Source organism: Xanthobacter dioxanivorans (genome assembly GCF_016807805.1).
GTDB lineage: Bacteria > Pseudomonadota > Alphaproteobacteria > Rhizobiales > Xanthobacteraceae > Xanthobacter > Xanthobacter dioxanivorans.
In genome coordinates, this window is record NZ_CP063362.1 from 5,390,181 (window position 1) to 5,416,809 (window position 26,629).

Sequence of the window (26,629 nt, forward strand, 5' to 3'; positions counted from 1 at the left end):
TGCACCGCATGAACGATCGAGGCCGGCGCCTGTGGAGGAACCTGGATGTCTTTCTATCGAGGCATGACCTGCGAGAACGTGACCCTCAGCGGTGACGGCGGCACCCCGATCACCGCCTATGTGGCGCGGCCCGAAGGTCCCGGCCCCTTCCCGGCCGTGGTGCTGGTGCACCACCTGCCCGGCTGGAGCGAATTCTACATCGAGACGACCCGGCGCTTCGCCCATCACGGCTATCTCGCCATCTGCGCCAACCTCTACCAGCGCGCGGGCGAGGGCGATCCGGACGACGTCGCCGCCAAGGTGCGCGCCGAGGGCGGCGTTCCCGACGCCCAGGTGGTCGGCGATACCGAGGCGGCGGTGAAGTGGGCCCGCGCGCAGGACGGGCACAACGGCAAGGTCGGCCTGTTCGGCTCCTGCTCGGGCGGACGACACGCCTTCCTCTATGCCTGCCGGAAGACGGACGTGGACGCCTGCGCCGAGCTGTGGGGCGGCCGCGTGGTGATGGGCCAGGAGGAGCTCAACGACAAGGCGCCGGTCGCGCCCATCGACCTGACCAAGGATCTCTCCTGCCCGCTGATCGGCATCTTCGGCAACGACGACCGCGCGCCGAGCCCCGAGCAGGTGAACCAGCACGAGGCCGAGCTTGAGAAGCACGGCAAGAGCTACGCGTTCCACCGCTATGACGGCGCCGGCCACGGCTTCTTCTACTGGCACCGGCCGCTCTACCGGCCCGAGCAGGCCATGGACGGCTGGAGCAGGATTCTCGCGTTCTTCGGCCGGCACCTGGCAAATTAGGAGGCGCCTCGCATGTGCACGTCCATTGTCGAGATCGTCCCGGCGGAAGGCATGGCCAAGCGCGGCGACGACTGGTTTCCCCTGGCGCAGGCGGTGGTCGCCTACGACCATGCCCGCCATGCGCCCTTGGCCGACGTCATCACCCTGGACTTCATCAACACCGGCCTTGAGCCGGGGGCGCGCGCCGGCATCGAGCTGACGCTGGAGAGCGCCCGCGAGCTGCGCGCCGCCCTCGACCGGGCGATCGCCGCGGCCGAGTTCGAGGAGGCGGAAGTCCGCGGCAAGGGCGCCGCGCCCGGCCGCGTCCGGGCCGCCTGAGACCGGGCCGCCTGAGACCGGGGCGCCTGAACCGGAAGTGTGCGCCGCGGCCTGGCCCGCCGGGCTGCGGATCTTCCGGCCCGGCCCGCCGCGTCAGAGCGCGAACTGGGTCTTGACCAGGCGGGAATACAGGCCGCCGGCGTTGAGCAGGTCCTGGTGCGGCCCCTGCTCGCTCACCCCCTCCCGCGTCACCACGACGATGCGGTCCGCGTTCCGGATCGTGGACAGGCGGTGGGCGATCACCAGGGTGGTCCGGCCCCGCGACAGGGCGGCCAGCGACTGCTGGATCTCCTGCTCGGTCTCGCTGTCGAGGGCCGAGGTGGCCTCGTCGAGAATGAGGATGGGCGGGTCCTTCAGGAACATGCGGGCGATGGAGAGGCGCTGCTTCTGCCCGCCCGACAGCTTCACCCCGCGCTCGCCCACCATCGTGTCGAGGCCGAGAGGAAGGGCGGCGATCATGTCGTCGAGCCGCGCCCGCCGGGCGGCGGCGAGGATCTCCTCCTGCGAGGCGTCGAGCCGCCCGTAGGCGATGTTCTCGCGGATCGTCGCCGCGAACAGGAACACGTCCTGCTGCACGATGCCGATGGATTGGCGCAGCGAGGCCAGCGTCACGTTGCGGATGTCGTGCCCGTCGATGGTGATGCGGCCGGCGGTGGGCTCGTAGAAGCGCGGCAGCAGCGAGCAAAGGGTGGTCTTGCCGGCGCCGGAGGGGCCGACGAAGGCCACCGTCTCGCCCGCCGCGATGGTGAGCGAGAGGGTGTTCAGGACTTTCTTGTCCGCGGTGTAGCCGAAGCTGACGGCCTCGTAGCGGACCTCCCCGCGCACCCGCTCCAGCGCCACCGCGCCGGGCCGGTCGGCAATGTCCGGGCGGGTTTCGAGGAAGTCGAGGTAGGAGCGGAAGCCGGCGATCCCCTTGGGATAGATCTCCACCACCGCCGCGATCTTCTCCAGCGGCCGGAAGAACACGGCGACCAGGAGCAGGAAGCCGACGAAGCCGCCGTTCGTGAGCTCGCCGCGCAGGACGAAATACGTGCCGGCGAGCATCACCATCACCTGCGTCAGCCGCATGCCGAGATAGCTCAGCGACATGTTGGCCGCCATCAGGCGGTAGGCGGCGAGCTTGGTCTCGCGGTAGTGGGCATTGTCGCGGGCGAACAGGCGCCGCTCGTGCTCCTCGTTGGCGAAGGCCTGCACCACGCGGATGCCGCCCACATTCTCCTCGATGCGCGCATTGAAGGCTCCGACCCGGCCGAACAGGGAGCGGAAATTGTCGGTCATCTCGCGCCCGTAATGGGTGGTGGCGAAGGCCACGGCGGGCACGATGGCGCCGGTGACGAGGGCCAGCGGCACGTTCACCCACAGCATCAGCAGGAAGGCGCCGAAGAAGGTCATCACCGCCAGGAACACGTCCTCCGGCCCGTGATGGGCCACCTCCCCCACCTCCTCCAGGTTCTTGGTGAGGCGTGCCACCAGATGGCCGGTCTTGTGGTTGTCGAAGAAGGAGAAGGACAGCTTCTGCAGATGATCGAAGGCGCGGCGCCGCATCTCGGTCTCGATGTTGATGCCGAGCATGTGGCCCCAATAGGTCACCACCGCCATCAGCCCCGTATTGGCCAGATAGATGACGAGGAGCCCGCAGGACGCGAGGAGGATGAGGCCCCAGTCCTGCGCCGGCAGCAGGCGATCGACGAAGGCCTGAACCGCCAGGGGAAAGCCGAGCTCCAGCAGCCCGGACAGGATGGCGCAGGAAAAATCGAGCAGGAACAAGCCCTTGTACGGTGTGTAGTAGGAAAAGAACTGGCGCAAAATCGTCATGTCAACAAAGCTCGCATCTACTCGCCGATATCAACACCTTCGTGGCCGAGACGCCAGTAGGCCGCGATCGACATCCGGCTCTTGTCGAGGCCGGCCTCGCGCACCAGGTGCGCGCGCAGCCGGCGCGCCGTCGCCTGCTCGCAACCGGCGAACACGCGCACGCCCGAAGGATCGGGCGGGATCGGTACGGCGCGCACCGCGGCCTCGATCAGCCCGCTGGTGCCGGCCGGGGCTCCGGAGCGGTGAAGCCAGCGCAGGTCGAGGGCGGCCGGCGAGCGCAGCGGCTGCTCCTCGCCAGCATCCTCCACCTCGATCCGCGCCACCGCCCGCGTGTCCGCCGGCAGGGCCTCCAGCATCCGCGCGATGGCGGGAAGCGCGGTCTCGTCTCCCGCGAACAGGTTGAAGGCGGCCGGCATGAAGGGGGCGCCGCCGGGGCCGAGCAGGCCCACCCTGTCGCCCGGCCCGGCGCCGCGCGCCCAGTCGGCGCCGGGGGTGGAGGCGCCGTCGTGCAGGGCGACGTCGAGAGCGATCTCGCCCCGCGCGCGATCCAGGGCCCGCACGGTATAGATGCGCGGCACCAGGGCGTCGGCCCCCTTCGGCCACACCATCCGGCCGGCGTCGTCCGCGTGGGGCCAGACCGGCGGGCGCCCGGCGGGCGGGATCAGCACCCGCACATGCAGCGAGGCGGCGTCGAAATGGGCGGCATCGCCCGCCAGCACCACCCGGCGCATGCGCGGCGTGACCGGATGGGCGCGGGCGACCGTCATCTCCCGGAAGAAGGGCAGCACCCGGCTGCCCGCGTCGGCGCCGGTCCAGGCGAAGGCGGGATGGTCCGGGCCGGCGTGGCGCGCGATGGCGTCGGCCGCCGCCATCTTGGCATGGCTCAGCGCGCTCGGCGTCGCGCAGGCGCAGGCGATCACCAGGAGGCCGCCGTCCGCCGCCAGCGCCATGCGGCCGAAACGCGGGCTGTCGAGAACCGCGCCGGCCGGCGTCCACTCCACCGCCGCCCGGTCGGCCAGGCGCGTGGCGATGGCGGCGATGGCGGCGGCGGGATCGCCAACCGGCACGCGCGCCTCGGCCTTCAGCAGGTCATCCATGGCCCGTGCCTTTCCTCTGCAGCAGCCAGATCAGATACGGCCCGCCCACCAGCGCCGCGAAGAAGCCCACCGGGATCTGGTAGGGATAGGCGAGCGTGCGGCCGAGGAAGTCGGCCAGCACCAGCAGCCCGGCCCCCAGCAGCGCGGAGGCGAAGGGGAACAGGCGCCCGCCGCCGAAGCCGAGCAGCCGCGCCAGATGCGGCGCCAGCAGCCCGGTGAGGCTCAGCGGCCCGACGAAGAAGGTGGCGACCGCCGTCATGAGCGCGGCGAGCAGCGACAAGCTGAGGCGACTTGCGGCCACCGGCACCCCCAGCGCCCGGCTCACCGGCGCGCCCAGGGGCAGAATGCCGATCCAGCGCCCGAGCCAGGGCAAGGGCGCGAGCAGCAGGAGGGTCATGCCGGCGAGCAGGGCGGCCTCCGGCGCGCCCACCCGGTCGGTGGAGCCCGCCATCCAGCTCAACAGCAGGAAGGTGTTCCAGCCCCCGGCCGCGAACACCGCCGCGAGCACGGCGAGGCACATGGCGCCGAGCGCGACGCCCGCCAGCAGCATGCGTTCCGGGCCGAAGGAGGTCCACGCGCCCACCAGCAGGATGAAGAGGAGCGCGGCGAGGGAGCCGAGCGCGCTCGCCGCCATCAGCGTGCCGGTGCCGGGCATGTCGAAGAGGAGCAGCGCCGCGGCGATGCCGACCCCGGCCCCGGCGCTCACGCCCAGCACCTCGGGCCCGGCCAGCGGATTGCCGGTGAGGCGCTGCATCAGCGCGCCGGCGGCGCCGAGCAGGGCCCCGGCGCCCGCCGCCGCGGCCACGCGGGGAGCGCGGAAGGGCCAGAGGTCCGCCAGCAGGGACCCGGTGGCGAAGGACCAGCCTTCGGGACCCGGCCCCAGGGTCAGCGCCACGGCGGCGAGGACCAGCCCCGCCCCGGCAAGGAGCAGCAGGGCGCGCCCGGGCCGGGCGAGCCCGCGCCCGGCGCCCGTGGCTGCGGGTGCCGGAGGCGTGGTCGGCGTCACCTTGGGCAGCAGCCACAGCAGCAGCGGGCCGCCGAGGAGGCCGACCATGGCGCCGGTGGGGATCAGGTCGCCCCGGCTGCCGGCACTCGCCAGCACCAGCCCGTCGGCGAGGCTCAGCAGCAGCGCGCCGATGAGCGGCGCCCGCCACAGGATCTGCCCCGGCGTGCGCGCGCCGGCCAGCCGGGCGAAGGCCGGCGCGGCGAGGCCGACGAAGCCGATGACGCCCACCTCGGCGAACACGCTGGCCGCGAGCCAGACGGCGATGGCGATCACCAGCACCCGCATCGCGAGAAGGGCGACACCGAGGCTCCTGGCCCCCGCGTCGTCCAGCGCCAGCACCGCCAGCGGGCGCAGCAGCAAAGCGGATGCGGCGGCGCCGAGCAGCAGCCGCGATCCGATGGTGACGGCGGCATGCCAGTTCTGCTGGTGCAGCGAGCCGGCGCCCCAGATGAAGACGGACAGGACATACTCGCCCCGCGCCAGGATCACCGCCGCGCTCGCCGCCGCCGCCATCAGCGCCACCGTCATGCCGGCGATGACCACGGTGACGGGATCAAGGCCCCGCCGCCAGCTCAGCGCCACGACCAGAGCCACGGCCCCGGCCCCGCCGGCGAAGGCGATCGCCTCCCGCGAGACCGCCAGCAGCCCCGGCGCGAAGGCGAGGGCCAGGGTGAGCGCGAGCTGGGCGCCGGAGGCGATGCCGAGGGTCGAGGGGTCGGCGATGGGGTTGCGCAGCACCCGTTGCAGGAGCGCGCCGGCGAGGCCGAGGGCGGCGCCGGCGACGAGCGCGGTGGCCACGCGCGGCAGCAGGCTGTGCCACAGCAGCGCCTCTTGCAGCCGGCGCACCGTCTCCGGGTCGCCGGTGATCTCGGGACGGCGCAGCAACGCGGCCAGGACGAGCACGAGCGCCGCGCCGGCAAGGCCCAGCCACAGGGAGAGCCGGCGCGGCCGGCGCAGGTGCGGCAGGCTCATGTCAGCCAAGGCCCGCCCCCGTCGGGTGGAGCAGCGCCGCGCCGAGCAGCCGCGCGAAGCGCGATGCCGTGGGCAGGCCGCCGAAGGGGTTCATGGACTCGAGCACGAAGACGCGGTTGTCGCGCACGTTGGGCAGCGCCTGCCACACCGCGCTCTGCGGCAGGATGCGCCGGGCGTCGGGCGGCACGGGGGGCAGGATGACGAGGGCGGCGTCGGCGAAGCGGGCCAGCGCCTCCAGCCCCACCGGGGCCGAGGCGGCATAGGAGGTGCCCTGCGTCCACGCATTGGCGAGGCCGAGCCGCGCCAGAACCTCGCCGAACATGCTGTCGGGACCGAACACCCGGAAGTGGCGGGCATCGCCCAGGTTGATCACGAGCAAAGGCCGCGCCCCCCAGCCCGACAGCGCCTCCCGGCCGCGCGCCAGGGTGTCACGGGTCTCCGCGATCAAAGCGGCGGCGGCCTGCGGCCGTCCGGTGGCCGCGGCGAGGCGCTCCGCCGCCTCTTCGGCGCGAGCGAACGGGCGGCCGCCGCGCGCATAGATGGAAATGGTCTCCACCGGCGCGACGAGGCGCAGCTTCGGCTCGGAGGCGACGTAATAAGCGGAGTTGAAGATGAGGTCGGGCTCGGCCCGGCGCAGGGCCTCGAAATTCGGCATGCCGCGCAGCCCCAGATCGACCACGCCGGCCGGCACCGGCGGCTCCACCGCCACCTGTCGGAACAGCACCAGCTCCGCCGCCGCCACCGGCGCGATGTCCATGGCGAGCAGGGTTTCCAGCAGCGCCCAGTCGAGCGTCGCGACCCGCGCCGCGGCCGCCCGCGCCGGAGGCGCGGCGAGCGTGGCGGCGGCGGCGAGGAGGAAGGCCCGGCGCGAGGCCCCGCTCACAGCACGAACCCCATGGGCGCGCCGCTGACCGGATGCGGGAGAACGCCCATGTCGAGGTCGTAGATGGACCTGAGCGTGGCCGGCTCGACGATGTCGCGCGCCGGCCCGTGGGCGACGAGGCGGCCCGCTCGCAGCGCCACCAGCGCGTCGCAGGTGCGGGCGGCGAGATTGATGTCATGCAGCACCACCAGCACCGCCATGCCGCCCTCCTCGCGCGCCAGCTCACGCACGATGGCGAGGACCTCCATCTGGTGGGCGATGTCGAGGGCGGAGGTGGGCTCGTCCAGCAGCAGGCAGCGCGTGCCCTGGGCCAGCATCATGGCGAGCCACGCGCGCTGGCGCTCGCCGCCGGAGAGGCTGTCGACGATGCGGTCCTCCAGCCGGGCGAGGCCGGTGCGCCGGATGGCCGCCTCCACCGCCGCCGCGTCCTCGCCGCCGAACCGGCCCAGCGCCCCGTGCCAGGGATAGCGGCCGAGGGCGACCAGCTCGCGCACGCTCATGCCGTCCGTCGCCGGCGTGAACTGGGGCATGTAGGCGACCTTGCGGGCGAAGGCCCGGCCGCGCCAGCCGGCGAGCGGCTTCCCCTCGAAGCGCACCACGCCGGTGCTGGGGGCGATCTGGCGGGCCAGGACCTTCATCAGCGTGCTCTTGCCCGAGCCGTTGGGGCCGATGAGCCCGTGGACCCGGCCGGGCGCGAGCGACAGGGTGAGCGGCGAAAGGATCTGCCGCTCCCCGGCGCGCACGCCGACCCCGTCCATCTCCCACAGGGGGGCGACTGCCGTCACCGCTACCACCGGTAGGTGAGCTGGGCGACCGCCGTGCGCCCGTCCCCGTAGTAGCAGCCGAAGAATCCGCAGGTCGAAACATAGGTTTCGTTGGCGATGTTGTTCACGTTGAGCTGCGCCTTGAAGGGCCCCTTCTCGTAGTGGATGGCGGCGTCGACCAGCGTGTTCGCGTCGAGGAAGACGGCGTTGTTGTCGAGGGCGTAGCGCGATCCCACATAGCGCACGCCGCCGCCCATGCCGAAGCCGGCCCACGGGCCGCTCTTGAAGGTGTAGTCGAGCCAGATATTGGCCATGTTCTCCGGCACGTTGGCGGGCCGGTTGCCGGCATACTGGCCCTGGGTGATCTCGGCATCCATGAAGGTGTAGTTGGCGAGCAGCTTCCAGCCTTCGGACAGGCTCATGGTGCCGGAGAGCTCGAAGCCCCGCACCGAGACCTCGCCGATCTGCGTCTCGTAGCTGATCCCGCCGATGAGCTGGCTGGAGAGCACGTTCTTCTGCTTGATGTCGTAGAGGGCGGCGGTGAAGAAGCCGTTCCAGCCCGCCGGCTGGTACTTGACGCCCACCTCGTACTGCTCGCCCGTGGACGGCTGGAACGGCTGGCCGCCAAGCACCGACGGCATGCTGCCGATGACCGGATCGAACGAGGTGGAATAGTTCGCGTAGGGCGCGATGCCGTTGTCGAACAGATAGGTGAGGCCGATGCGGCCGGTGAAGGCGGCGTCGTTCTGGTCCTGGACCGTGTCGCCGAAATTGGTGTCGGTGGTTGAATCGACGCTCGCCCAGTCGTGCCGGATGCCGGCGGTGAGCAGCCACTTGCCGAAGCGCACCTGGTCCTGGGCATAGAGCCCGGTCTGGTTCACCGTGCCGTCCACCGCCGAGACGTACCAGGGCAGGCCGGTGACCGGCTGGTTGTAGACGGGAAAGAGGATGTCGATGGGCGGCGCGTTGCCGAACTGGGTCAGGTTGTCCTGGCTGAAGCGCCGGTAGTCGACGCCGAGCAGCAGCTTGTGGGTGAGCGGCCCGGTCTGGAAGTCGCCCTGGAGCTGGGTATCCACCGTGATCGTGTTCTGGTCCTCGTTGTTCTGCGAGGAGCCACGGTTGGCGATGGTGGGATTGGTGGTGCTGAGGCTCGAATAATAGAGGCTGCTATAGTCCCAGTTGAGCTGGAGGTAGCGCGCATTCTGGCGGATCTGCCACATGTCGTTGAAGCGGTGCTGGAACTCGTAGCCGATGCTGGCCAGGGTGCGGCTGGAGGCGTTGTAGGACGGATCGCCCAGGAACAGGTCGGGAGAGAGCAGGTTGCGCAGCGGTCCCACCGTATACTCCACCGGGAGGCCGACCGGCGTTCCCGCCTGGTCGTACTGGACGTTGGCCAGGACGGTGAGCGAGGTGTCGTTGGTGGGCTTCCAGGTGAAGGAGGGGGCAAAGAACAGGCGGTTGTCGTCGATGAAGTCGGTCTGGGTGCCGGCATCGCGGGCAAGGCCGGTGAGGCGGTAGGCGAAATCGCTGCCGACCACGCCGCCCACGTCGAAGGCGCCCACATAGCGATCGAACGTGCCGATCTGGCCCTGCACCTCGCCGAAGGTGGTGAAGGTGGGGCGCTTGCTGATGAGGTCGATGAGCCCGCCCGGATTGCCCTGCCCGTACAGCACCGAGGCCGGCCCGAGCAGCACGTCGATGCGCTCTAGTCCGTATTGCTCGATGGCGACCGCGCCGGCGTCGCGCATCAGCTTCAGCCCGTTGAGGTACTGGCTGTTGGCGGCGGAGAAGCCGCGCAGGAGCGGGGCGTCGAAGCGCGGGTCGGTGCCGAACGGCTGGCCGAGGACGCCGACGCTGTAGTCCAGCGCCTGGCCGACATTCTGCACCGCCCGGTCGTCCATCTGGTCGCGCGTCACCACGGAAATGGATTGCGGCACCTCGATGAGGGGCGTGTCGGTCTTCGAGCCGGCGATGGTGCGGTGGGCGACGTAGCCCTCGACCGGGCCGGTGGGCGATTCCGCCGTGCCCTGGCCTTCCACGGTGATCGTGTCGAGCTCCACGCCCTGCGCCTGCTGCGCCCGGGCGGGCGATGCCGCGACGAGGGTGCAGGCGGCGGCGCACAGAAGCCAGGATCGCGTTTGTCCACCGGAAAGTGCAGTCATCACATCGCTCACATGTCGAACTGTTCACTTCAGAACAATTAAAAACTTCACTTCAAAGCCACAGGCTTCGATTACTTCTCCTCATAGCAAAGGCGCTCTCGCGCCGGATTGTCCGTTCCTCTTGCAGTTTGACGCTTTCTGGCCTCATATTGCGGCGCAAGCTAGTCGCGACGTGGTGTGTGCCGTTCTTTATGACGACTCTAAACTGGTGACATCTCGTTCACGCCTGTCCGGATGTGCTCCGGGCCATGCCGGCGCCCTGCAAGCAAGGACTGCCCCAACCAAGGCCTGCCCAAGCGAGATCTGTCCCAAGCGAGCTCTGCCCATGGTGTTCCGACCGCGCATGACCTCCTCCATCGAGGGCATCACGCTCCTCGACGATTTGCGCTGGCGCCGGTGGAACGGCGTGGTCGCCGACGTGTGGCACGTGCACTGCCAGCCGGGGGCGCGGGGGGAATACGTGTCGCGGGACGCGCGGCTGTTCGTGGTGCTGGAACGCGAGCGCGGCCAGACCCAGCTCCAGCTGTCGGCGCGCGGCGGCGCCGTCGACGCCTGCGCGCCGGTGCACATGAGCTATGTGCCGGCGGACATGCCGCTCTGGTCGCGGATCGAGGCGGCCGGCGAGCTGCGCCATCTCGACCTGCATTTCGACATCCCCGCCCTCGCCGAGCGCCTCGGCGAGGATCTCGATCCGGACCGGCTCGCGACACCGCGGCTGGGCTTCATGGATGAGCGCATCCACGCCCTCGCCCGCCTGATCGCCGAGGAATGCGTCGCGCCAGATGCCCGCCACGACCTGTATGGCGACGGGCTGGTGATGGCGCTGTTCATCGACCTCATGCGGCTCGGGCGCAGCCAGGCGCCGAGGCGGACCGCCCTGTCGCAGTGGCAGCTCCGCCGGGTCACGTCCTTCATCGAGGAGAACTGCCTGCGCAACGTCCGCCTGCAGGAGCTGGCGACGCTCACCGACCTGTCGCAGTCCTATTTCAGCCACGCGTTCAAGGCCGCCACCGGCCTTCCGCCCGGCCAGTGGCACATGCAGGCGCGCATGCGGCGGGTGCAGCAGATGCTGGCGAACCCGGACCTGCCGCTCACGCAGATCGCGGTGGCCGCCGGTTTCGCCGACCAGGCCCACTTCACCCGCGTGTTCCGGCGCTTCTGCGGCGTCACCCCCGCCGCGTGGCGCCGCGCCCGCCGCACCTAGCGCGCGATCCGATCGGCGCGTTCGCTCGCGGCTCGACCTGCCCGGCGGTTCCGTGGCCGTGCCCCCTATCCCGCCGTCCCGGACCTGTGCGAGCATGCGCGCCGTGCCCGCGGGAGCCTGTGCTGGAATGGTCGATCGCAAGACGGATCTTGAGAATCCCGGGCGCCGCGCCGTGATCGGCAGTGGCGCGGCCCTCATCGGCGCGCAGCTGCTGCCGGACGTCGCCCGCGGCGCCGAACCGGCCGCCGCGGAACGCCCGCCGCGCCGCCGGACGCCGCCGCAATCGCCGCCCGCCGGCTACAACATCCTGTTCATCCTCGTCGACCAGGAACATTTCTTCGACCGCTGGCCCTTCCCGGTGCCGGGCCGCGAATGGATCCGGAAGAACGGCGTGAGCTTCCTGAACCATCAGGCGGCGTCCTGCGTCTGCTCGCCGGCGCGCTCCACGATCTATACCGGCCAGCACATCCAGCACACCAAGATCTTCGACAATGCCAACTCGCCCTGGCAGGCGGACCTGTCCACCGGCATGAAGACCATCGGCCACCGCCTGGCCGGGCTCGGCTACCACGCCGCCTATCAGGGCAAGTGGCACCTCAGCATGAACCTCGACACGGTGGACGAGGCCGTCGACGCGCCCATGGCGCAGTACCGCAAGATCATTGAAACCTACGGCTTCCAGGACTTCTTCGGCTTCGGCGACCTGACCGACACGACCCTCGGCGGCTACAATTACGACGAGGCGACCACCGCCTTCGCCGCACGGTGGCTGCGCACCAGGGGGCTCGAGCTGGGAGAGGCGGGCAAGCCCTGGTATCTCGCGGTCAACTTCGTCAACCCGCACGATGTCATGTACATCAATTCCGACCTGCCGGGCGAAATCGTGCAGGGCAAGTCTTCGGCCATGAAGATCGCCCGCGCGCCGCAGGACGAATTGTACAAGGCCGCCTGGGACGAGGTGCCGTTGCCGCCGACCCGGCGCCAGCCCTTCGACGCGCCGGGCCGCCCGGCGGCGCAGAAGATCTACCAGTCGGTGCAGGATGTGCTGGTCGGGCAATGGCCGGACGAGGATCGGCGCTGGCGCGTGCTGCGCGATTATTACTTCAACTGCATCCGCGATTGCGACCGGCAGGTCGTCGCCGTGCTCGACGCGCTGCGCGAGAGCGGCCAGGCCGAGCGCACGGTCATCGTCTTCACCGCCGACCATGGCGAGCTGGGCGGCGCGCACCAGATGCGCGGCAAGGGCAACAGCACCTATCGCGAGCAGAACCATCTGCCGCTGATCGTGGTGCACCCCGCCTATCCCGGCGGGCTTGCGTGCAAGGCGGTCACCTCGCAGGTCGACCTCGCCCCGACCCTTCTGGCGCTGACCGGCGTGGCGCCCGACACCCTGAAATCCGCGGCCGACGGGCTGCCGGGGCGCGATTTCTCCCCGCTCCTGCGCGCGCCGGGACAGGCCGGCTTGGACGCGCTGCGCCCGGCGGCGCTGTTCAACTACAACATGCTGCTGTTCCAGGACGCCAAATGGATCCCGCGCGCCGAAAAGGTGATCCACGACGCCGGCATGACCGGCCCGCAGAAGGCCGCCTGGATGCTGCAATACGAGCCGGATTTCCACCAGCGCTGCGCCATCCGCAGCACCTTCGACGGGCGCTATCGCTTCAGCCGCTACTTCGCGCCGCTCGCCTTCAACACGCCGGCGACCTATGAGGACCTCCTCGCGAACAACGACCTGGAGCTCTACGACCTCGACGCCGACCCGCAGGAAATGCGCAACCTTGCCGGGGCGGGCACCGCCGCGCGCGACCTGATCATGGCGATGAACGACAAGCTGAATGCGCGCATCGCCGAGGAGGTGGGCGACGATGACGGCGCGTTCCTGCCGCTGCGCGACGGCAAGTGGTTCTTTCCGCCCCCCGGGCAGCGCTGACCGCCGGACGGCGGCGGGGGGCGCCTCAACGGGACTGCCCCCATGGACCTCGCCTGCCCCCCGCTGGTCCCGTTCACATCCGCCGCATTGAAAGATGGATGATCCGGAACAATCGCATTGTTAAATGACGGCTTGAAACCTGCCGAGCGTGCTGCGGGCTCGTGGGGGCGCCCCCTGCCCTGGCGTTGGAGCTCCCGGTAAACCCGCCGCGATGGCGGGCCGCGCAACCTGAGAAAGCCTTGCGGCCACCGGGCCGCAAGGCTTCCCCCGGATCGTCCGGGGACCGAACGATCAGAAGTTTCGCTGCACGCGCATGCCGCCCGACCAGACATCGGCGGACCCGCCGGCGATGGAATTGATGGTCGCGCCGGTATTGCTGATCGCCGCGTAATTGCCCAGCGGAACCGATCCGTCAACTTTTGAATACAGAACTTCCACACCAATATCGAGGTCCTTCACCGGGGACCAGATGGTGTTGAGGCCGATCTGCCAGGTATCGAAAGCGAAGGCAGCGACGATGTTCTGCGGCACATCATAGGATGCGTAGCCGGCATAAAGGGCCGATCGCAATCCGGGGGTCCAGAAGTGACGGAACTGCCCCTGGATCGCCCAGCCGGACATGAGGCCGAAATCGCCAGTCGTGGACGTCGCGACGGCATCCGCGATGGTGTAGTAAGCCCCGGTGCCGGACAGGGTTCCACCTTGCTGCGTCAACTCGATCGAGCCGATGCCGGTGCCACGCGCCTGCTGGCTTGCCGATAGGCCGATATAGTTCGCAGCGCCTTCCGCATAGGCCGCCTGGACAAAGAAGCTGTCGCCCGCCGCGAGCATCGGCAGCTTGACTTCCACATGCGCCCCCAGCGCCCAGCCCCAGGCGTTCGAGGTTTCCAGACCGCCGAAGAAGCCTGTGTAGAGGGGAGCGGTTGCGGTCACCTGGTGCACCGCGCCGGAGAGCTGGGCCGAACCCCAGGCCTGGTCCACACGCAGGTTGGCGACCACGTCGGGAGCGACCTGGCCCGCCTGGAAGTTGGTGTAGCCAAGGCCGGTGGTCACGGTGTTGATGTTGAAGATCGGCGTCGCGGTCGCGCCGGTCATCTGCACGCCGGTGGTGCGGTTGGCGGCGTCTTCCAGCGACAGCGATGCGGAGAAGCCGTTGCCGATCTGGACGGTATAGGCCGCCACGGTGGTCCAGTCGTTCGATGTCGCCAGGGGTGCCGTGAAGATGTAGCTCAGGCCGGGATCGAAGAAGGACTGAGTATAGCCGAAGGTGAATCCGGCGAACTGGATGAAGGCGCGCTCGAAATAGAGGCCGCTCCCGGCGCCGGTGCCGGCGGTGCCCTGCGTGTCCCAGTTCGCGCCGAACCGCACGTAGGACCGCAAGGTCCCGAACTCGGTCTGGGTGCGCGCATCCATGTTCATCACGCCGCGCACGCGGGTGAAATAAGCGGGGTCATCATCATCGCGGAAGGGATAGCCGAACCCGCCGGCGCCGGGGCCGTTGAAGCCCTTGTCCGCCGACGAGGTGATCATTGGCGTGAAGGTGCCGACCGCGTTGACATAGGCGTCGAGGCGCGCGAACCCGCCGATCTTGATGCAGGTATCGGTCCCCGGGATATAATAATACCCGGCGCCATAGGCGGTACAGACCTTCATGTACTCAACGGCCTTCGCCTTTTCCGGCAAATCTGCCGCGCTCGCCCCCTCAAGCACCAAGAGACCAAGAGCTGCGGACATCGATATCCGCATTCCATTCATTTTCATTACGACCCCTCTTATTTATATGCTTCCAGGCATGTTGATATTTTTATTTGTGCGTATTCTTCGGTTCATATTCTCGCGGTATGCACGAAGAGGATGGATTTAAGAATGGCCGTGACCACTGAGATTTGGTATAATCATACTTTTACCGCAGATCGGCTTCTTGCGGTGCCAGCCTCAACTGACACGGCTGCGCCTCCTCCACGCCGGTTCAGCGCGGTTACATTTTCGTCGGGGCTTTGATATATTCGGAAGTTTATATTGGATATAATCTCTATCACTGGTGTGAATATGGCTGCGATCGACCTCAATCTCGTCCGCGTCTTCGATGCCTTGATGGTTCACCGCAGCGTATCGGCGGCGGCCGCGGCGCTGAACCTGACCCAGCCCGCCGTGTCGAACGCGCTTCGCCGCCTGCGCGCCCTGACCGACGACGACCTGTTCGTCCGCACCCGGCGGGGCATGGAGCCCACCGCGTTCGCGCTGGCGGCGGGGGGAGCCCTGTCCGAGGGCCTCCGCCTCATCCGGCAGGGCCTGGAGCGGGCCGCGCCGTTCGAGCCGGCGACCACCCGGCGCCAGTTCAGGATCCTGATGACCGACGCGGGGGAAATGGTGTTCCTGCCGCGCCTGATGCCGCAGCTCAGGGCAAAGGCGCCGATGCTCGACATCCGCGTCCTGCAATTGCCCATCGCGCGCTACCTGGAAGCGCTCGAGACCGACCAGGCGGACCTGGCCGTCGGCAACCTGCGGCCGAAGGCTGGCACCTTCGTGCTGCGCCGGCTGTTCGAGGAGCACCACGTCATCGTCTGCCGCCGCGGGCATCCGCTGGAGCTCTCGGCCGGACAGGATGGCGTGGCGCGCCTCGACCAGATCCTGGAGAGCCACCACGTCATCGTCCGCCCGCCGAATTCGGTGGACGTGCCCCTCGACAACCTCATCCAGGCACACCGCTGGCGGATCAGGGTGGCGCTGGAGGTGCCGCACTTCCTGGTGCTCGCCGGCATCCTCAACCAGACCGACATGGTTGCGGTGGTGCCGAGCCTGGTCGCCGCCGAACTCGTCCGGCGGTCCGATCTCGTCATCCTCCAGGTGCCGTTCATCTGCCCCGGGATCTCGATCCGCCTGGGCTGGCATATCCGCCAGCAGAAGGATGCGGGAAACCGCTGGCTGCGGCAGCAGATCATCGAACTCATGTCGGCGCGCACCAGGGCCGGCGAGGCCTCAAGGATGCCGCAGGCCTGACGGCGCGTCCCGGCGCGCGGCAGCTTGAATTGAAAGGAATGGCGCCACCATATTCAGAGCAGTGATATAGACTATCCGTATTATAAAGTTACGTGCGCATAACCTGTATTGTTAGCTCCCCCGCAAGTGGACCGAAGTCTGCGGTGGGAGGAGAAATGGGTAGGGTTGCAGCCAGTCAGGACGCCGTGCGGGTCGCGATGACCACAGCAGGCCTAAGGGGCACCCATTGGGATGCCTCCAGGCTGCCCCCGGATGTGCAGATTTCCGCTCATTCCATTCGCACGCACGACGCGGCCACGGTCGTCGGCTTCCTCATCCGCCGGGGCGGCGAGCGGACCGTCGTCTGCGCCATGCACCCGCGCGAAATGACGGTGCCGCAATATATGGCGCCCGAGGTCCTGCGGGGCGGCTGCGCCTTCTGGGTGCAGGGCTCGCGCACGCCCAACACCGACCTTCGGCTGGAGCACGAAACGGCCCTGCTGGATCTGGCTGCGGGCCAGGTCTTCCTGCGATCCCAGGGCTTTTCCACCACGATCCTTCAGGGCACATCCGGCGGGGGCCGTTGGCCGCGTTCTATTGCCAGCAGGCCGCCCTGCCGCCCGACGCGCGCATCGCGAGGACCCCCGCCGGCCGGCCGGTGGACCTTGCCGGCGCCGACCTGCCGGAAGCGGACGGGCTCGTTCTCATTTCCTCGCATCTCGGCCAGGGGCCGCTCCTGCAGGACGGCCTCGACCCGTCGGTTCTCGACGAGGACGACCCGTTCGCAACCGACCCGGCGCTTGACCCGTTCGACGCCGCGAACGGCTTCTGCGAACCGCCCCGGTCGAGCCGGTATGCGGCGGATTTCATCGGCCGGTATCGCGCGGCACAGGCCATGAGGGTCGAGCGCCTGGATGCGCGGGCGCGCTCGCTCCTGGCACAGAAGGCGGCCGCCCGGCGCACCCTCAAGGAGGGAAGCGCCGCCGCGTCCGATCGCGCGCGCGCCGCATGGTCGCCCGTCATGACGATCTGGCGGACCGATGCGGACCTGCGCTGCTGGGACCTGTCGCTTGAACCATCGCCGCGCGCCTATGGCAGCCTCTGGGGCGGAGATCCGATCCGTTCGAACTGGGGAAGCGTCGGATTCGGCCGGCTCTGCACACCCGAGAGCTGGCTCTCGAACTGGTCCGCCCGATCCTCTAACGCCACCATGGCGCGGTGCGCCCCGAGCGTGCGGCAGCCCACCTGCATGATCCGCTACCTCGGCGACAACAGCGTGTTCGACACAGAGGCGAACCGGCTCGAGGCCCTGTTCACCAGGACCCGGATCGAGCGTCACGACGTTCCAGGCAACCACCACGGCCGGCCGGTGGCGGAAGGCGAGCCGGAAGGACGACTGCGCGCCGGAGAAATCGTCCGCGACTGGCTCTCCACGACCAGATTCGGGACGGGCGCGCGCTGATGAACACGCTTCGCCCCCCCATCGGTGTTCGCCAGCCCATGCCCGGCGTCACCTATCCGCCCCTGCCGGATCTCAAGCGCCATCTCGCCTCCGGCGTGCTGGAAGCGCGCACGCTCATCGCCGCCCTGCGCGCCTCGTTCGACCGGAACAAGGAGCGCGTCGCGCTGGTCGGTGACGGCTGGAGCATGACCTTTGGCACGCTGGACATGCTGTCCGACCGCGCGGCGCTGGCCTTCGCGAAGCTGGGCCTGCGCCCCCTCGACCGCGTCGTGTTCCAGGTGGGCAACGGCGCCAATCTCGTCGTTGCCATCCTGGGATGCCTCAAGGCCGGATTAATCCCCGTCTGCACGCTCCACGTCCACCGGGAGGTGGAAATCGTCGGCCTCGGCACCCACGCGGAAGCCAGGGCGCACTTCATCGACACCACCCCGTCCAACTTCGACTTTCACGACTTCGCCGCCCGTATGCGCACCCGCGTGCCGACGCTGCAATGGACCGTGGCCGTCAACGGGAACGGCAGCGCCCTCGTCCCGACCCTGGCGGAGCTCATCGCGGCGGCGGACGCCGAGGAGGCGCGCGCCTTCGTCCGGCAGAACGTCGCGGCGCTCGATCCCTTCCAGGTCGCCGTGTTTCAGATCTCCGGCGGGTCGACGGGGCTGCCGAAGATCATTCCAAGGTTCCAGAACGACTACCTGGCCAACATGCTGGAGGTCACGCGCGCAACGGCCATGTCGGCGGATGATTGCGTCGTGACGCCCGGCCCGATGCTTCACAATGCGGGGCTGGTCTGCTTCTGGGGGCCCGCGCTGCTGGCGGGCGCCCGCGTCGGGATCCTTGAGAAGATTCAGGACGCGGAGCTCTCCCGGCTGTTCAGCGCCTGCTGCCCCACCTGGCTCTACATGCCGAAGCCCCTGCTCCCCCGGCTGGTGAAGGTGCTCGCGCAGCATCCAGAAGCGCGCGCCCGGATGCGCGGGATCGTGACCTCCAGCAGCGGGAGCCAGATCGAGCAGGAGATCGGCGTCCGCACCCAGCACTTCTACGGCATGACCGAGGGCATCATCTCCTACACCCGCGCCGACGACCCGCCCGGCATCCGCCACCAGACCATCGGCTGGCCCATCGCCGAGGGCGACGAGGTACGCATCCTGCGGCCCGGCACGGAAGAGGCGGTGGCGCCGGGCGAGGTCGGCGAGGTGGTCTTTCGCGGCCCATACGTCTTCCACGGATACTACAACGCCCCGGAACAGAACCGGGTCTCGTTCACCTCCGACGGCTGGGTCCGGTCCGGCGATCTGGCGCACGAGGTGCTCCGTGAGAACCGGCGCGCCTTGGTGTTCGACGGGCGGCTGAAAGACCTGATCAGCCGCGGCGGCGAAAAGATCTCCTGCGAGGAAGTCGAACGCTATGCCCGCAGCCATCCCGCCATCCTCGATATCGTCATAGTGCCCGTACCCGACCCGGTCTACGGCGAGCGCGGCTGCGCCTTCGTGATCCCCGACACATCCCACCCCTGCCCCGACGTGGGGGACCTCGGCCGGCATCTCGCCGAGCAGGGCCTCGCAAAATTCAAGTGGCCGGAACACGTCTTCGCCATCGATGCCTTCCCGACCACCAGCGCCGGCAAGCTCGACAAGCAAGCCCTGCGCGGCCGGGCCGCCCAATTGGTTGGAGGAGCCTCGTGATGCGCCGCATTGGAATTCTCGGAGGCGGGCCGGCGGGCCTTTATCTCGGCCTTCTGGTCAAGAAGCGCCGGCCCGACATCCATGTGCGCGTGATCGAGCGCAGCCGGGCCGACGCCACCTGGGGCTTCGGCGTCGTGCTGGCGGACGGCGGCCTGCAGCAGCTTGCCGCCGCCGATCCGGAAAGCTTCAGCGCGATCGAGGCCTGCCTCCACTGGATTCCGCGCCAGGTCTTCACCGTCCATGACGAGGATATTCCCATCGACAAGATCCGCAGCGGCGGCGCCATCGGGCGGCTGCGGCTGCTACAGATCCTGCAAGCCGCCTGTCGGCAGGCGGGTGTCGCACTTCAGTTCGAAACCCATGTTTCCGACCTCGACGTGTTTGACGACTGCGATGTCGTCGTCGCCGCCGATGGCAGTAATTCTCTTGTTCGCGAACGCTTCGCCAAGCACTTCAGAACTGCAACCCGGCTCCTGACGAACCGTTTCGCCTGGTTCGGCGCGAACCGGACGTTCGACGCCTCACACATCACTTTCAAGACCATCTCCGGCGGCGCGCTCTGCGGCCATTACTATACGTATGCGCCCGACCGCAGCACCTTCGTGATGGAATGCGACGCCCCGACCTGGGACGCGCTGGGGCTGGAAGAGAAAACCGACACGGAACGCCGGCAGATCACCCAGTCGTTCTTCGCCGAAGAGCTGGGTCATGCCGACCTCATCGAGAACAATTCCATCTGGCGCCGCTTTCCGGCCATCACCACTGCCCGCTGGCACCACGACCGCTTCGTGCTGATCGGTGACGCGCTGCGCACCGCCCATTTCTCGATCGGCTCGGGAACCCGGATGGCGCTCGAGGACGCCATTGCGCTCGCCGACGCCCTGACCTGCGGGCTATCGCGCGACGCTGCGTTCGAATGCTATGCGCAAACCCGGCGCGCGCCCATGGAGAAGCTCGCCCGCGCGGCCGAGGGCAGCTTCGACTGGTACGAGCGCTTCTCCGAAAAGCTGAAGTCGCGGACCCCCGGCGAATTTGCCCTGAGCTTCCTGCGCCGCACCGGCCGCATCAGCGACGAGCGGATGCTGCGCGACTTTCCCACATTCATCGCCCATGCGCGCGCCAGCGGCGCGGCGGGCCTGCCGGCGAGCGACGGATTTCCAGCAGGAGGACAGCATGTCTGAAGCCGTACGCCGGATCGGAATGATCGTTCCGAGCTCCAACACCACCATGGAGACGGAAGTCCCGGAGCTGCTGCGCCTGCTTGCTCCATCGGGGGAACGCTTCACCTTCCACGGCGCCCGCGTCCGCATGCTGCATGTGCGGCAGGAAGACCTGGTGCGCATGAACGCCGACGCGACGCGCGCCATGACCGAGCTGATGGACGCGCCGCTCGATGCGGTCGCCTTCGCCTGCCTCGTCGCCATCATGGCCATGGGCGATGGTCACCACCGCACCGCGGAGGCCGAGCTGGCGGCCATCGCGACACAGGGCGGCCGCGCCACCCCCGTCATCACCTCCGCCGGCGCGCTGGTGGAGGAGTTGCGTCTTGCGGACGCCCGCCGGATCGCCCTGGTCATGCCCTATGCGGATGCGCTGGCGTGCCGGGTCGCCGACTACCTGCAGGCCGAAGGCTTCATCGTTCAGGACTATGTCAACCTGCGGGTGACCGACAATGCCGAGGTCGGGCGCATCCCCGGCGAGCGGGTGCTGGCGGCGCTCGACGGGCTGAATACGTCCGGCGTCGATCGCGTCGTTCTGTCCGCCTGCGTCCAGATGCCGTCGCTCGGCGTGCTGGCGGAGGCCCGCAGGCGCCTGGGGGTTCCTGTCACCTCGGCGGCGGAATGCACGGCCATGCAGATCCTGCGCCGGCTTGCGCCACCCGCCGCCATCCCCGGCCAGACCGCCGGCCTCAGCCTCGCGGAGCACGGCTGATGGCCCACGCGGATGCCGCGCGAGGCGGCATTTTCCTTCTCCATGCGGTCTCCGGCTTGGTGCTGGAATGATGTGTCGTCCGGCGGGTCGGCCCGATGCTGATCTGGACGATTGCCCGGGCCCTCCTTGCGCTCGGCTTGTGCATGCCCGCGCTCGGCGCCGGGCGCATCCATCCGGGCCTTGGCGAGGGAGCCGCGCCCCCTTCCGCCCACCTTGCCGAAGCCACCTGCACCCGCTTCCGCCAGATCAACGGCGCCGTGCCGCTGCTGCGCACCGCCCAACAGGCGGTTATTTGAAAAGGAGACAAATCATGGCCCAGGATCGCTTGCACGACAGCGAGGCACCGGCAACGGCGTTCACCACCAACCGCGACTATCGCACCAGGGATGTGGATGTCGCGGCGCTGAAAAGAGCCGCCTCCGATGGAATTGCGCTTGCCCTCGACGGGGTGGATCACAGCGCGCGCCCCACCTGGAAGCTGCGCGAGACCATCGAATTCTACCGCGACGTCCTGGGCCTGCCACTGGTTCACACCATCAGCGCACGCGGCTGGGGCCATCCCGGTCATCCGGATTTCCTGCACTTCTTCTTCGATGCCGGCCGCGGCGCCACCATCGCCTTCTTCTACTATATCGGCACCGATCGCCCGGAGCGTTACATGCCGGAGGACAGCCAGTTCTACGCGGCGACCCATACCGCCTGGGGCGTGCCGGACCGGGACGAGCTGGAGCGGTGGAAGACGACGCTGGAAGGCCGGGGCCTGGCCGTCTCCGCCTACACCCGCCACGAAATCCTCGAATCCATCTATTTCCGGGACCCGAACGGGTATCCGCTGGAGATCACCCTGCGCCTGCGCGACACCGACGTGCTGGACGCCAGGGATGCCGCGCTGACCCTGGAAGCCGCCGTCCAGGTGGAGGATGAGCGCCGTGCCGCCGGCGACCGGCTGCGCGACATCGATACGGTCTGGCGGCGCAAGGCCAAGCTCGTCGAAGCCTTGATTGGAGAATGATCCCATGGTCGTCGTCTATGTGCTGGACGTGCCGGAATTCCACCCCATCGTCGAAGCGGTCCGCAGCGACCCCGATTGCACCGTAACCAAGTCCGGCAAGGGCTATTACCGGGTCGAGGCGCCCGTCGAGATCGTGCTCAACCGCCGGAAGATGCAGATGAAGCCGGCGGTCTGGTACGGGCTGTTCACGGGCGGGCTGAATGGCGAGATCACCGCCTTCGGCCGCGAGGAAGTGCGGGTGATCGGGACCAACAAGCCGCTGTAGCCGGCCGCATGATCTCGGGCGCGGCGGGCTGTCCCTCCTCCCGCGCCCGCCTCGCCTCGTCCTCGCCTGGAGCGTTCATCCCTTCAGGGACACGATGAAAGGCTCCAGGCGCTCAGGTTATCGCATGCTCTGCATGCGAGCCGCTGTCGGCTTCGCTCGAAGATGCTCCCAGAGCACGCGCCGGTCGGCCTGCATCGCAAGCCGGCCGGAAAACGCGTCCTCTATCTGAGAGTGAGACGGCGATTTCCCGATCAAGTTGATGCAACTTGATCGGATCGCGCTCTAGTCGTTCAGGTGGCAGGCGCTGCGATGGCCCGGCGCAATCTCGCGCAGCACCGGAGCCACCTCCCGGCACACCGGCATGGCATGGGGGCAGCGCGGATGGAAATGGCAGCCCGGAGGCGGATTGAGCGGGCTCGGAATCTCGCCCTTGATCGCGGTGAACTGGCGCTTGCGCCTGTCGATGCGCGGCACCTCTTCCAGCAAAGCCTGGGTGTAGGGATGGTTGGCATGGATGAAGAGCTCGTCCGTCGGCGCCTCCTCCATGATCCGCCCGAGATACATGACCACCACCCGGTCGGACAGATGCTCCACCACGCCGAGGTCGTGGCTGATGAACAGGTAGGTCAGGTTCAGCTCGGCGCGCAGGTCCATGAACAAGTTCAGGATCTGCGCCTGGATCGAGACGTCCAGCGCCGCCACCGCTTCATCGCACACCAGGAATTCGGGCTGCACGGCGAGCGCGCGCGCAATGCCGATGCGCTGGCGCTGGCCGCCGGAAAACTGGTGCGGGTAGCGGTGCTTGTAGGCGGGGTCGAGGCCGGCGCGGCGCAATTGCGCGTCCACGTAGCCATCCCAGTCACCGCGCGTCACCAGGGCATGGACCAAGGGGGCCTCGCCGACGATGTCGGCCACCCGCAGGCGCGGGTTGAGGCTGGCATACGGATCCTGGAAGATCATCTGCACCTGCAGCGCCGCCCGCGTCCGGTCCGCCCCCGCGAGAGTTGCCACGTCGCGGCCGTGGAACAGGACCCCGCCATCCGATGGCGGCATGATCCCCGCCACCATCCGCCCGACCGTGGACTTGCCACAGCCGGATTCGCCGACCAGGCCCACGACCTCGCCCTTGTTGACGGTGAGATCGATATGATCGACCGCGCGCACCACCACGTCCTTCACCTCGCCCCCGAACGCGCGCCTGAGCGATCGGGCGGTGCGGGCGGCAAGGTCGTGGGTGCGGCCGAACCGCTTGGACACGCCGCGGAGCTGGATCACCGGCGCAACGACAACCGGCGGGTTCCCCATCGCGTTCATTCGGCGGCCTCCAGCTGGGGGTGGAAGCAGCGCAACGCGCGTCCCTCGGACGGCACCATGAGGGGTGGATCCTGTTCACACGCCGCATCCGCCCGCGCGCAGCGCGTGGAGAAGGCGCAGCCCTTCGGCAGGTTCAAGAGCGAGGGAGTCATGCCCGGAATCTGCCGCAGCCTGCCGCCCCGCTTGTTGCGGCTCGGCACGCTGCCGATCAGCCCGTGGGTGTAGGGGTGCATCGGCTGTTCGAGCACCGCGCCCACCTGTCCGCCCTCGACGATGCGGCCCGCATACATCACCGCGATCTCGTCGGCGAGGCCGGCGACCACCGAGAGGTCATGGGTGATCCAGACGAGCGCGGTGCCGTGCTCGCGCGACAGCTTCTGCACCTCGGCGAGGATCTGGGCCTGAATCGTCACGTCGAGCGCCGTCGTCGGCTCGTCGGCCAGGATCACGTCGGGCCGGTGCAGCAGGGCGATGGCGATGGCCACGCGCTGGCGCATGCCACCGGAGAATTGGTGCGGATACGCCCGCAGGCGCTCCTCCGGGCTTGGAATACCCACCATGCCCAGCGCATCGCGCGAGCGGACAAAGGCCTCCCGGCGGGAAACCTTGGCGTGCGCGAACACCGCCTCCATCATCTGGGTGTCGATGCGCAGCACCGGGTTGAGCGTCATCATCGGGTCCTGGAAGATCATCGCGATGCGATTGCCGCGCAGTCTGCGCAGCTCCGGCTCGCTGAGCTTCGTCAGGTCCCGTCCCCCGAAGAGGATCCGCCCCTTGGCGATCCGTCCGGGCGGATCGACGAGGCCCAGGATGGAGAAGCCGGTCACCGATTTGCCTGAGCCTGATTCTCCCACCAGGCCCAGCACCTGCCCCCGCCGCACGGCGAAGGAGACGCCATCCACCGCGCGGACGGTGCCCGCGCGCGTATCGAAATGGGTCGAGAGGTCCTGGACCTCCAGCGCTATCTCGCTCATCGCAGCAGGCTCACTTGTGCAGCCGGGGATTGAGCGCGTCGCGCAGCTGGTCTCCCGTCAGATTGATGGCCACGATGGTCACCAGCAACGCGAGCCCGGGATAGAAGCTGATCCAGTAGTTTCCCGAGAGCATGTATTGATAGCCGTTGGAAATGAGCAGCCCGAGCGAGGGCTCGGTGATCGGCACGCCGAGGCCGAGGAACGACAGGGTTGCCTCCAGCGTGATCGCCCGCGCGATCTGGATGGTTGCGATGACGATCAGCGGCGGGAGGCAGTTGGGCAAGAGGTGGCGGAACAGCAGTCGCCAAAGGGGCAGCGCGAGGCAGGCGGCGGCCTCCATGTATTCGCGCCGGCGCTCCACCAAGGCGGCGCTGCGGGCGGTGCGGGCATAGCGGGCCCATTCCACGATCACCAGCGCCAGCATGACGTTCATCACGCCCTTGCCCAGGAAGGCGAGGATCATCAGCGCCACGAGGATCGACGGGAAGGAGAGCTGGAGGTCCACCAGCCGCATGATCGCCGTCTCGATCTTGCCGCCCAGAAAGGCCGCGACCAGGCCCAGCACGGAACCAATGATGCCGGCGATCACCGCCGAGCCCACGCCGACGCCCAGCGAGATGCGCAAGCCGTACATGATGCTGGACAGCATGTCGCGCCCCTGGTCGTCGGTCCCCAGCCAGTACGTCATCCCGCTCGCCGATGTGGAACCGGGCGGAAGCCGCCCGTCGAGGATGTCGAGATGGGCGAGGTCGTACGGGTTCTGCGGCGCGATGAGCGGAGCCAGCAGGGCGACCAGGGTGATCGCCAGCACGGTCAGGAGACCGGCCATCGCCAGCCGGCTCGACGAAAATTCCCGCGCGAAGCGTCGGAACGGCGTTTCGTCGCGCGCCGGGGCGGTTGCGGCCATCGCGGTCATTCCTTCGTCTCCAGCCGTACGCGCGGATCCAGGACCGTGTAGAGCAGGTCCACCACCAGATTGATGGTCACGAAAAGGAATACGATCACCATCAGGTAGGCGACGATCACTGGCCGATCGAGCACGTTGATGCTGTCGATGATCAGCTTACCCATGCCCGGCCAGGCGAAAACGCTCTCGGTGACCACCGCGAAGGCGATCACGCTGCCGAATTCCAGGCCGATCACGGTCACGATCGGGATCATGATGTTCTTCATGATGTGGACGAACACGATCCGGGTCGGCGTGAGCCCTTTCGCGCGGGCGAACTTTACATATTCCAGTTGCAGGTTCTCGCGCACGCCGGCGCGGGTCAGGCGCAGCACGAGGGCGATGTTGGCCAAGGCGAGGTTGGCCGCGGGGAGGACCAGGTGCGCCAGCCCGTCCCGCGTCAGGAACGACCACTGCATTCCGAACAGCTCCGCCGTCTCGCCGCGCCCGGTGCTCGGAAGCCAGCCGAGCTGCACCGCGAACACCATGATCAGCATCAGCCCCACCCAGAAGGTGGGCAGCGAAAAGCCGAGAATGGAGCCCGCCATGATGGCGCGCGCGAGAAAGGTCTCGGACTTCAGACCGGCGTAGAGCCCGAGCGGAATGCCGATGACGACGGAGAGCAGAACGGCCATGACCGCGAGCTCCATGGTCGCCGGCAAGCGGTCGCCGATCAGGCGGATGGCCGGTTCATTGTACACGAAACTTTGGCCGAGGTCGCCGTGCAGCGCCGCCCACAGGAAGCGCAGATACTGCTCCCACAAGGGCTTATCGAGGCCGAGGGCGGCGATCGCGCGCGTGCGCTCGGCCTGATCCGCCTCCGGGGAGATGAGGATCTCCACCGGATCGCCGATCACGTTCACGCCGATGAAGACGATCACCGTCATCGCCAGCACTACAAGCAACGCCTGGAAAAGGCGCCGCAGAAGCCATGTGGTCATGTTGTAAACCCGCCTGAAGCACGGATGTTCTGTTGGTGTTTCCGGTCCGCTGGAGCTGGAACCGCCTCCGAGCCAAATAACGAGCCCATTTTACCGCTCTGCTCGCGATGCGCGACGACCGGGCCTGTCCCGGACACCCGGATTGAGAGGCGGCACGGGACCGCCCCACGCGCCGC

Annotated in this window: 23 protein-coding genes; 12 read left to right on the forward strand and 11 right to left on the reverse strand. The window is 68.6% G+C overall.

Annotated elements, in window-relative coordinates; all coding sequences use genetic code 11:
- Positions 1-45 precede the first annotated feature (45 nt).
- Together EZH22_RS25195 and EZH22_RS25200 are read left to right on the forward strand one after the other, a co-directional pair.
- On the forward strand, positions 46-795 hold the full coding sequence (locus EZH22_RS25195) for a dienelactone hydrolase family protein (protein ID WP_203193132.1): 750 nt from the start codon (positions 46-48) through the stop codon (positions 793-795).
- Between the two features lie 12 nt (positions 796-807).
- Complete coding sequence (locus EZH22_RS25200) at positions 808-1,113, forward strand: DUF6295 family protein (protein WP_203193133.1); 306 nt, start codon at positions 808-810, stop codon at positions 1,111-1,113.
- A gap of 93 nt (positions 1,114-1,206) precedes the next feature.
- Here the strand turns inward: EZH22_RS25200 and EZH22_RS25205 are convergent, their stop codons facing one another.
- Genes EZH22_RS25205 through EZH22_RS25230 form a run of 6 tightly spaced genes read right to left on the reverse strand, consistent with a single transcriptional unit; the run spans position 1,207 to position 9,812 of the window.
- Positions 1,207-2,928 carry an ABC transporter ATP-binding protein gene (locus EZH22_RS25205; RefSeq protein WP_203193134.1) on the reverse strand — a complete coding sequence of 574 codons (1,722 nt, stop codon included), beginning with the start codon at positions 2,926-2,928 and terminating at the stop codon, positions 1,207-1,209.
- Between the two features lie 17 nt (positions 2,929-2,945).
- On the reverse strand, positions 2,946-4,025 hold the full coding sequence (locus tag EZH22_RS25210; RefSeq protein WP_231711141.1) for a siderophore-interacting protein: 1,080 nt from the start codon (positions 4,023-4,025) through the stop codon (positions 2,946-2,948).
- Positions 4,018-6,003 carry a Fe(3+)-hydroxamate ABC transporter permease FhuB gene (gene fhuB / locus EZH22_RS25215; RefSeq protein ID WP_203196757.1) on the reverse strand — a complete coding sequence of 662 codons (1,986 nt, stop codon included), beginning with the start codon at positions 6,001-6,003 and terminating at the stop codon, positions 4,018-4,020. Before fhuB ends, EZH22_RS25210 begins: the two co-directional genes overlap by 8 nt.
- 1 nt (position 6,004) lies before the next feature.
- Positions 6,005-6,886 (reverse strand): ABC transporter substrate-binding protein, encoded by an 882-nt coding sequence (locus EZH22_RS25220; protein WP_203193135.1) that lies wholly within the window; start codon positions 6,884-6,886, stop codon positions 6,005-6,007.
- Complete coding sequence (locus EZH22_RS25225; protein WP_203196758.1) at positions 6,883-7,644, reverse strand: ABC transporter ATP-binding protein; 762 nt, start codon at positions 7,642-7,644, stop codon at positions 6,883-6,885. The genes EZH22_RS25220 and EZH22_RS25225 overlap by 4 nt, the downstream gene beginning before the upstream one ends.
- A gap of 29 nt (positions 7,645-7,673) precedes the next feature.
- Positions 7,674-9,812 (reverse strand): TonB-dependent siderophore receptor, encoded by a 2,139-nt coding sequence (locus EZH22_RS25230; protein ID WP_203193136.1) that lies wholly within the window; start codon positions 9,810-9,812, stop codon positions 7,674-7,676.
- A 325-nt stretch (positions 9,813-10,137) separates the two neighbouring features.
- On the opposite strand from EZH22_RS25230, the gene EZH22_RS25235 reads away from it, so the two are divergent.
- Together EZH22_RS25235 and EZH22_RS25240 are read left to right on the forward strand one after the other, a co-directional pair.
- A complete protein-coding gene (locus tag EZH22_RS25235) occupies positions 10,138-11,016 on the forward strand; it encodes a helix-turn-helix domain-containing protein (RefSeq protein ID WP_203193137.1) in 879 nt (292 codons plus the stop codon).
- A 127-nt stretch (positions 11,017-11,143) separates the two neighbouring features.
- On the forward strand, positions 11,144-12,946 hold the full coding sequence (locus EZH22_RS25240) for a sulfatase-like hydrolase/transferase (RefSeq protein ID WP_203193138.1): 1,803 nt from the start codon (positions 11,144-11,146) through the stop codon (positions 12,944-12,946).
- Positions 12,947-13,237: 291 nt separating this feature from the next.
- On the opposite strand, the gene EZH22_RS25245 is transcribed toward EZH22_RS25240, so the two are convergent.
- Positions 13,238-14,680: a porin gene (locus tag EZH22_RS25245; protein ID WP_231711142.1), complete on the reverse strand. Its 1,443-nt coding sequence runs from the start codon at positions 14,678-14,680 to the stop codon at positions 13,238-13,240.
- A 315-nt stretch (positions 14,681-14,995) separates the two neighbouring features.
- Between EZH22_RS25245 and EZH22_RS25250 the strand changes: the two genes are divergently transcribed.
- The 8 genes from EZH22_RS25250 to EZH22_RS25285 all read left to right on the forward strand — a co-directional run bounded on the left by EZH22_RS25250 (position 14,996) and on the right by EZH22_RS25285 (position 22,278).
- A complete protein-coding gene (locus EZH22_RS25250; protein WP_203193139.1) occupies positions 14,996-15,946 on the forward strand; it encodes a LysR family transcriptional regulator in 951 nt (316 codons plus the stop codon).
- 562 nt (positions 15,947-16,508) lie between these two features.
- Positions 16,509-17,387: a hypothetical protein gene (locus EZH22_RS25255; RefSeq protein ID WP_203193140.1), complete on the forward strand. Its 879-nt coding sequence runs from the start codon at positions 16,509-16,511 to the stop codon at positions 17,385-17,387.
- Complete coding sequence (locus tag EZH22_RS25260) at positions 17,387-19,069, forward strand: AMP-binding protein (RefSeq protein WP_203193141.1); 1,683 nt, start codon at positions 17,387-17,389, stop codon at positions 19,067-19,069. The genes EZH22_RS25255 and EZH22_RS25260 overlap by 1 nt, the downstream gene beginning before the upstream one ends.
- 83 nt (positions 19,070-19,152) lie before the next feature.
- Complete coding sequence (locus EZH22_RS25265) at positions 19,153-20,250, forward strand: FAD-dependent monooxygenase (protein WP_203193142.1); 1,098 nt, start codon at positions 19,153-19,155, stop codon at positions 20,248-20,250.
- A complete protein-coding gene (locus EZH22_RS25270; protein WP_203193143.1) occupies positions 20,243-21,001 on the forward strand; it encodes a maleate cis-trans isomerase family protein in 759 nt (252 codons plus the stop codon). The genes EZH22_RS25265 and EZH22_RS25270 overlap by 8 nt, the downstream gene beginning before the upstream one ends.
- Positions 21,002-21,096: 95 nt before the next feature.
- The gene (locus tag EZH22_RS25275) at positions 21,097-21,297 is read left to right on the forward strand and encodes a hypothetical protein (RefSeq protein ID WP_203193144.1); all 201 of its coding nucleotides are present in this window, start codon (positions 21,097-21,099) and stop codon (positions 21,295-21,297) included.
- 14 nt (positions 21,298-21,311) lie between these two features.
- Positions 21,312-22,013: a VOC family protein gene (locus EZH22_RS25280; RefSeq protein ID WP_203193145.1), complete on the forward strand. Its 702-nt coding sequence runs from the start codon at positions 21,312-21,314 to the stop codon at positions 22,011-22,013.
- 4 nt (positions 22,014-22,017) lie between these two features.
- The gene (locus EZH22_RS25285) at positions 22,018-22,278 is read left to right on the forward strand and encodes a hypothetical protein (RefSeq protein ID WP_203193146.1); all 261 of its coding nucleotides are present in this window, start codon (positions 22,018-22,020) and stop codon (positions 22,276-22,278) included.
- 282 nt (positions 22,279-22,560) lie between these two features.
- Here the strand turns inward: EZH22_RS25285 and EZH22_RS25290 are convergent, their stop codons facing one another.
- The 4 genes from EZH22_RS25290 to EZH22_RS25305 form a co-directional block, all read right to left on the reverse strand.
- The gene (locus tag EZH22_RS25290) at positions 22,561-23,583 is read right to left on the reverse strand and encodes an ABC transporter ATP-binding protein (protein ID WP_203196760.1); all 1,023 of its coding nucleotides are present in this window, start codon (positions 23,581-23,583) and stop codon (positions 22,561-22,563) included.
- Between the two features lie 5 nt (positions 23,584-23,588).
- Positions 23,589-24,566, reverse strand: a complete 978-nt coding sequence (locus EZH22_RS25295) for an ABC transporter ATP-binding protein (protein ID WP_203193147.1) — start codon at positions 24,564-24,566, stop codon at positions 23,589-23,591.
- 10 nt (positions 24,567-24,576) lie between these two features.
- The gene (locus EZH22_RS25300; protein WP_231711578.1) at positions 24,577-25,395 is read right to left on the reverse strand and encodes an ABC transporter permease; all 819 of its coding nucleotides are present in this window, start codon (positions 25,393-25,395) and stop codon (positions 24,577-24,579) included.
- 83 nt (positions 25,396-25,478) lie between these two features.
- The gene (locus EZH22_RS25305) at positions 25,479-26,453 is read right to left on the reverse strand and encodes an ABC transporter permease (RefSeq protein WP_203193149.1); all 975 of its coding nucleotides are present in this window, start codon (positions 26,451-26,453) and stop codon (positions 25,479-25,481) included.
- Positions 26,454-26,629 lie beyond the last annotated feature (176 nt).

What these genes read in the sequence shown, in the direction of transcription:
- EZH22_RS25230 (WP_203193136.1), bottom strand. Translation starts at nt 9,812, where the DNA reads ATGACTGCACTTTCCGGTGGACAAACGCGATCCTGGCTTCTGTGCGCC.
- EZH22_RS25290 (WP_203196760.1), bottom strand. Translation starts at nt 23,583, where the DNA reads ATGGGGAACCCGCCGGTTGTCGTTGCGCCGGTGATCCAGCTCCGCGGC.
- EZH22_RS25270 (WP_203193143.1), top strand. Translation starts at nt 20,243, where the DNA reads ATGTCTGAAGCCGTACGCCGGATCGGAATGATCGTTCCGAGCTCCAAC.
- EZH22_RS25235 (WP_203193137.1), top strand. Translation starts at nt 10,138, where the DNA reads ATGGTGTTCCGACCGCGCATGACCTCCTCCATCGAGGGCATCACGCTC.
- EZH22_RS25285 (WP_203193146.1), top strand. Translation starts at nt 22,018, where the DNA reads ATGGTCGTCGTCTATGTGCTGGACGTGCCGGAATTCCACCCCATCGTC.
- EZH22_RS25200 (WP_203193133.1), top strand. Translation starts at nt 808, where the DNA reads ATGTGCACGTCCATTGTCGAGATCGTCCCGGCGGAAGGCATGGCCAAG.
- EZH22_RS25295 (WP_203193147.1), bottom strand. Translation starts at nt 24,566, where the DNA reads ATGAGCGAGATAGCGCTGGAGGTCCAGGACCTCTCGACCCATTTCGAT.
- EZH22_RS25260 (WP_203193141.1), top strand. Translation starts at nt 17,387, where the DNA reads ATGAACACGCTTCGCCCCCCCATCGGTGTTCGCCAGCCCATGCCCGGC.
- EZH22_RS25205 (WP_203193134.1), bottom strand. Translation starts at nt 2,928, where the DNA reads ATGACGATTTTGCGCCAGTTCTTTTCCTACTACACACCGTACAAGGGC.
- EZH22_RS25305 (WP_203193149.1), bottom strand. Translation starts at nt 26,453, where the DNA reads ATGACCACATGGCTTCTGCGGCGCCTTTTCCAGGCGTTGCTTGTAGTG.
- EZH22_RS25275 (WP_203193144.1), top strand. Translation starts at nt 21,097, where the DNA reads ATGCTGATCTGGACGATTGCCCGGGCCCTCCTTGCGCTCGGCTTGTGC.
- EZH22_RS25210 (WP_231711141.1), bottom strand. Translation starts at nt 4,025, where the DNA reads ATGGATGACCTGCTGAAGGCCGAGGCGCGCGTGCCGGTTGGCGATCCC.
- EZH22_RS25250 (WP_203193139.1), top strand. Translation starts at nt 14,996, where the DNA reads ATGGCTGCGATCGACCTCAATCTCGTCCGCGTCTTCGATGCCTTGATG.
- EZH22_RS25195 (WP_203193132.1), top strand. Translation starts at nt 46, where the DNA reads ATGTCTTTCTATCGAGGCATGACCTGCGAGAACGTGACCCTCAGCGGT.
- EZH22_RS25240 (WP_203193138.1), top strand. Translation starts at nt 11,144, where the DNA reads ATGGTCGATCGCAAGACGGATCTTGAGAATCCCGGGCGCCGCGCCGTG.
- EZH22_RS25280 (WP_203193145.1), top strand. Translation starts at nt 21,312, where the DNA reads ATGGCCCAGGATCGCTTGCACGACAGCGAGGCACCGGCAACGGCGTTC.
- EZH22_RS25300 (WP_231711578.1), bottom strand. Translation starts at nt 25,395, where the DNA reads ATGGCCGGTCTCCTGACCGTGCTGGCGATCACCCTGGTCGCCCTGCTG.
- fhuB (WP_203196757.1), bottom strand. Translation starts at nt 6,003, where the DNA reads ATGAGCCTGCCGCACCTGCGCCGGCCGCGCCGGCTCTCCCTGTGGCTG.
- EZH22_RS25245 (WP_231711142.1), bottom strand. Translation starts at nt 14,680, where the DNA reads ATGTCCGCAGCTCTTGGTCTCTTGGTGCTTGAGGGGGCGAGCGCGGCA.
- EZH22_RS25225 (WP_203196758.1), bottom strand. Translation starts at nt 7,644, where the DNA reads ATGGACGGGGTCGGCGTGCGCGCCGGGGAGCGGCAGATCCTTTCGCCG.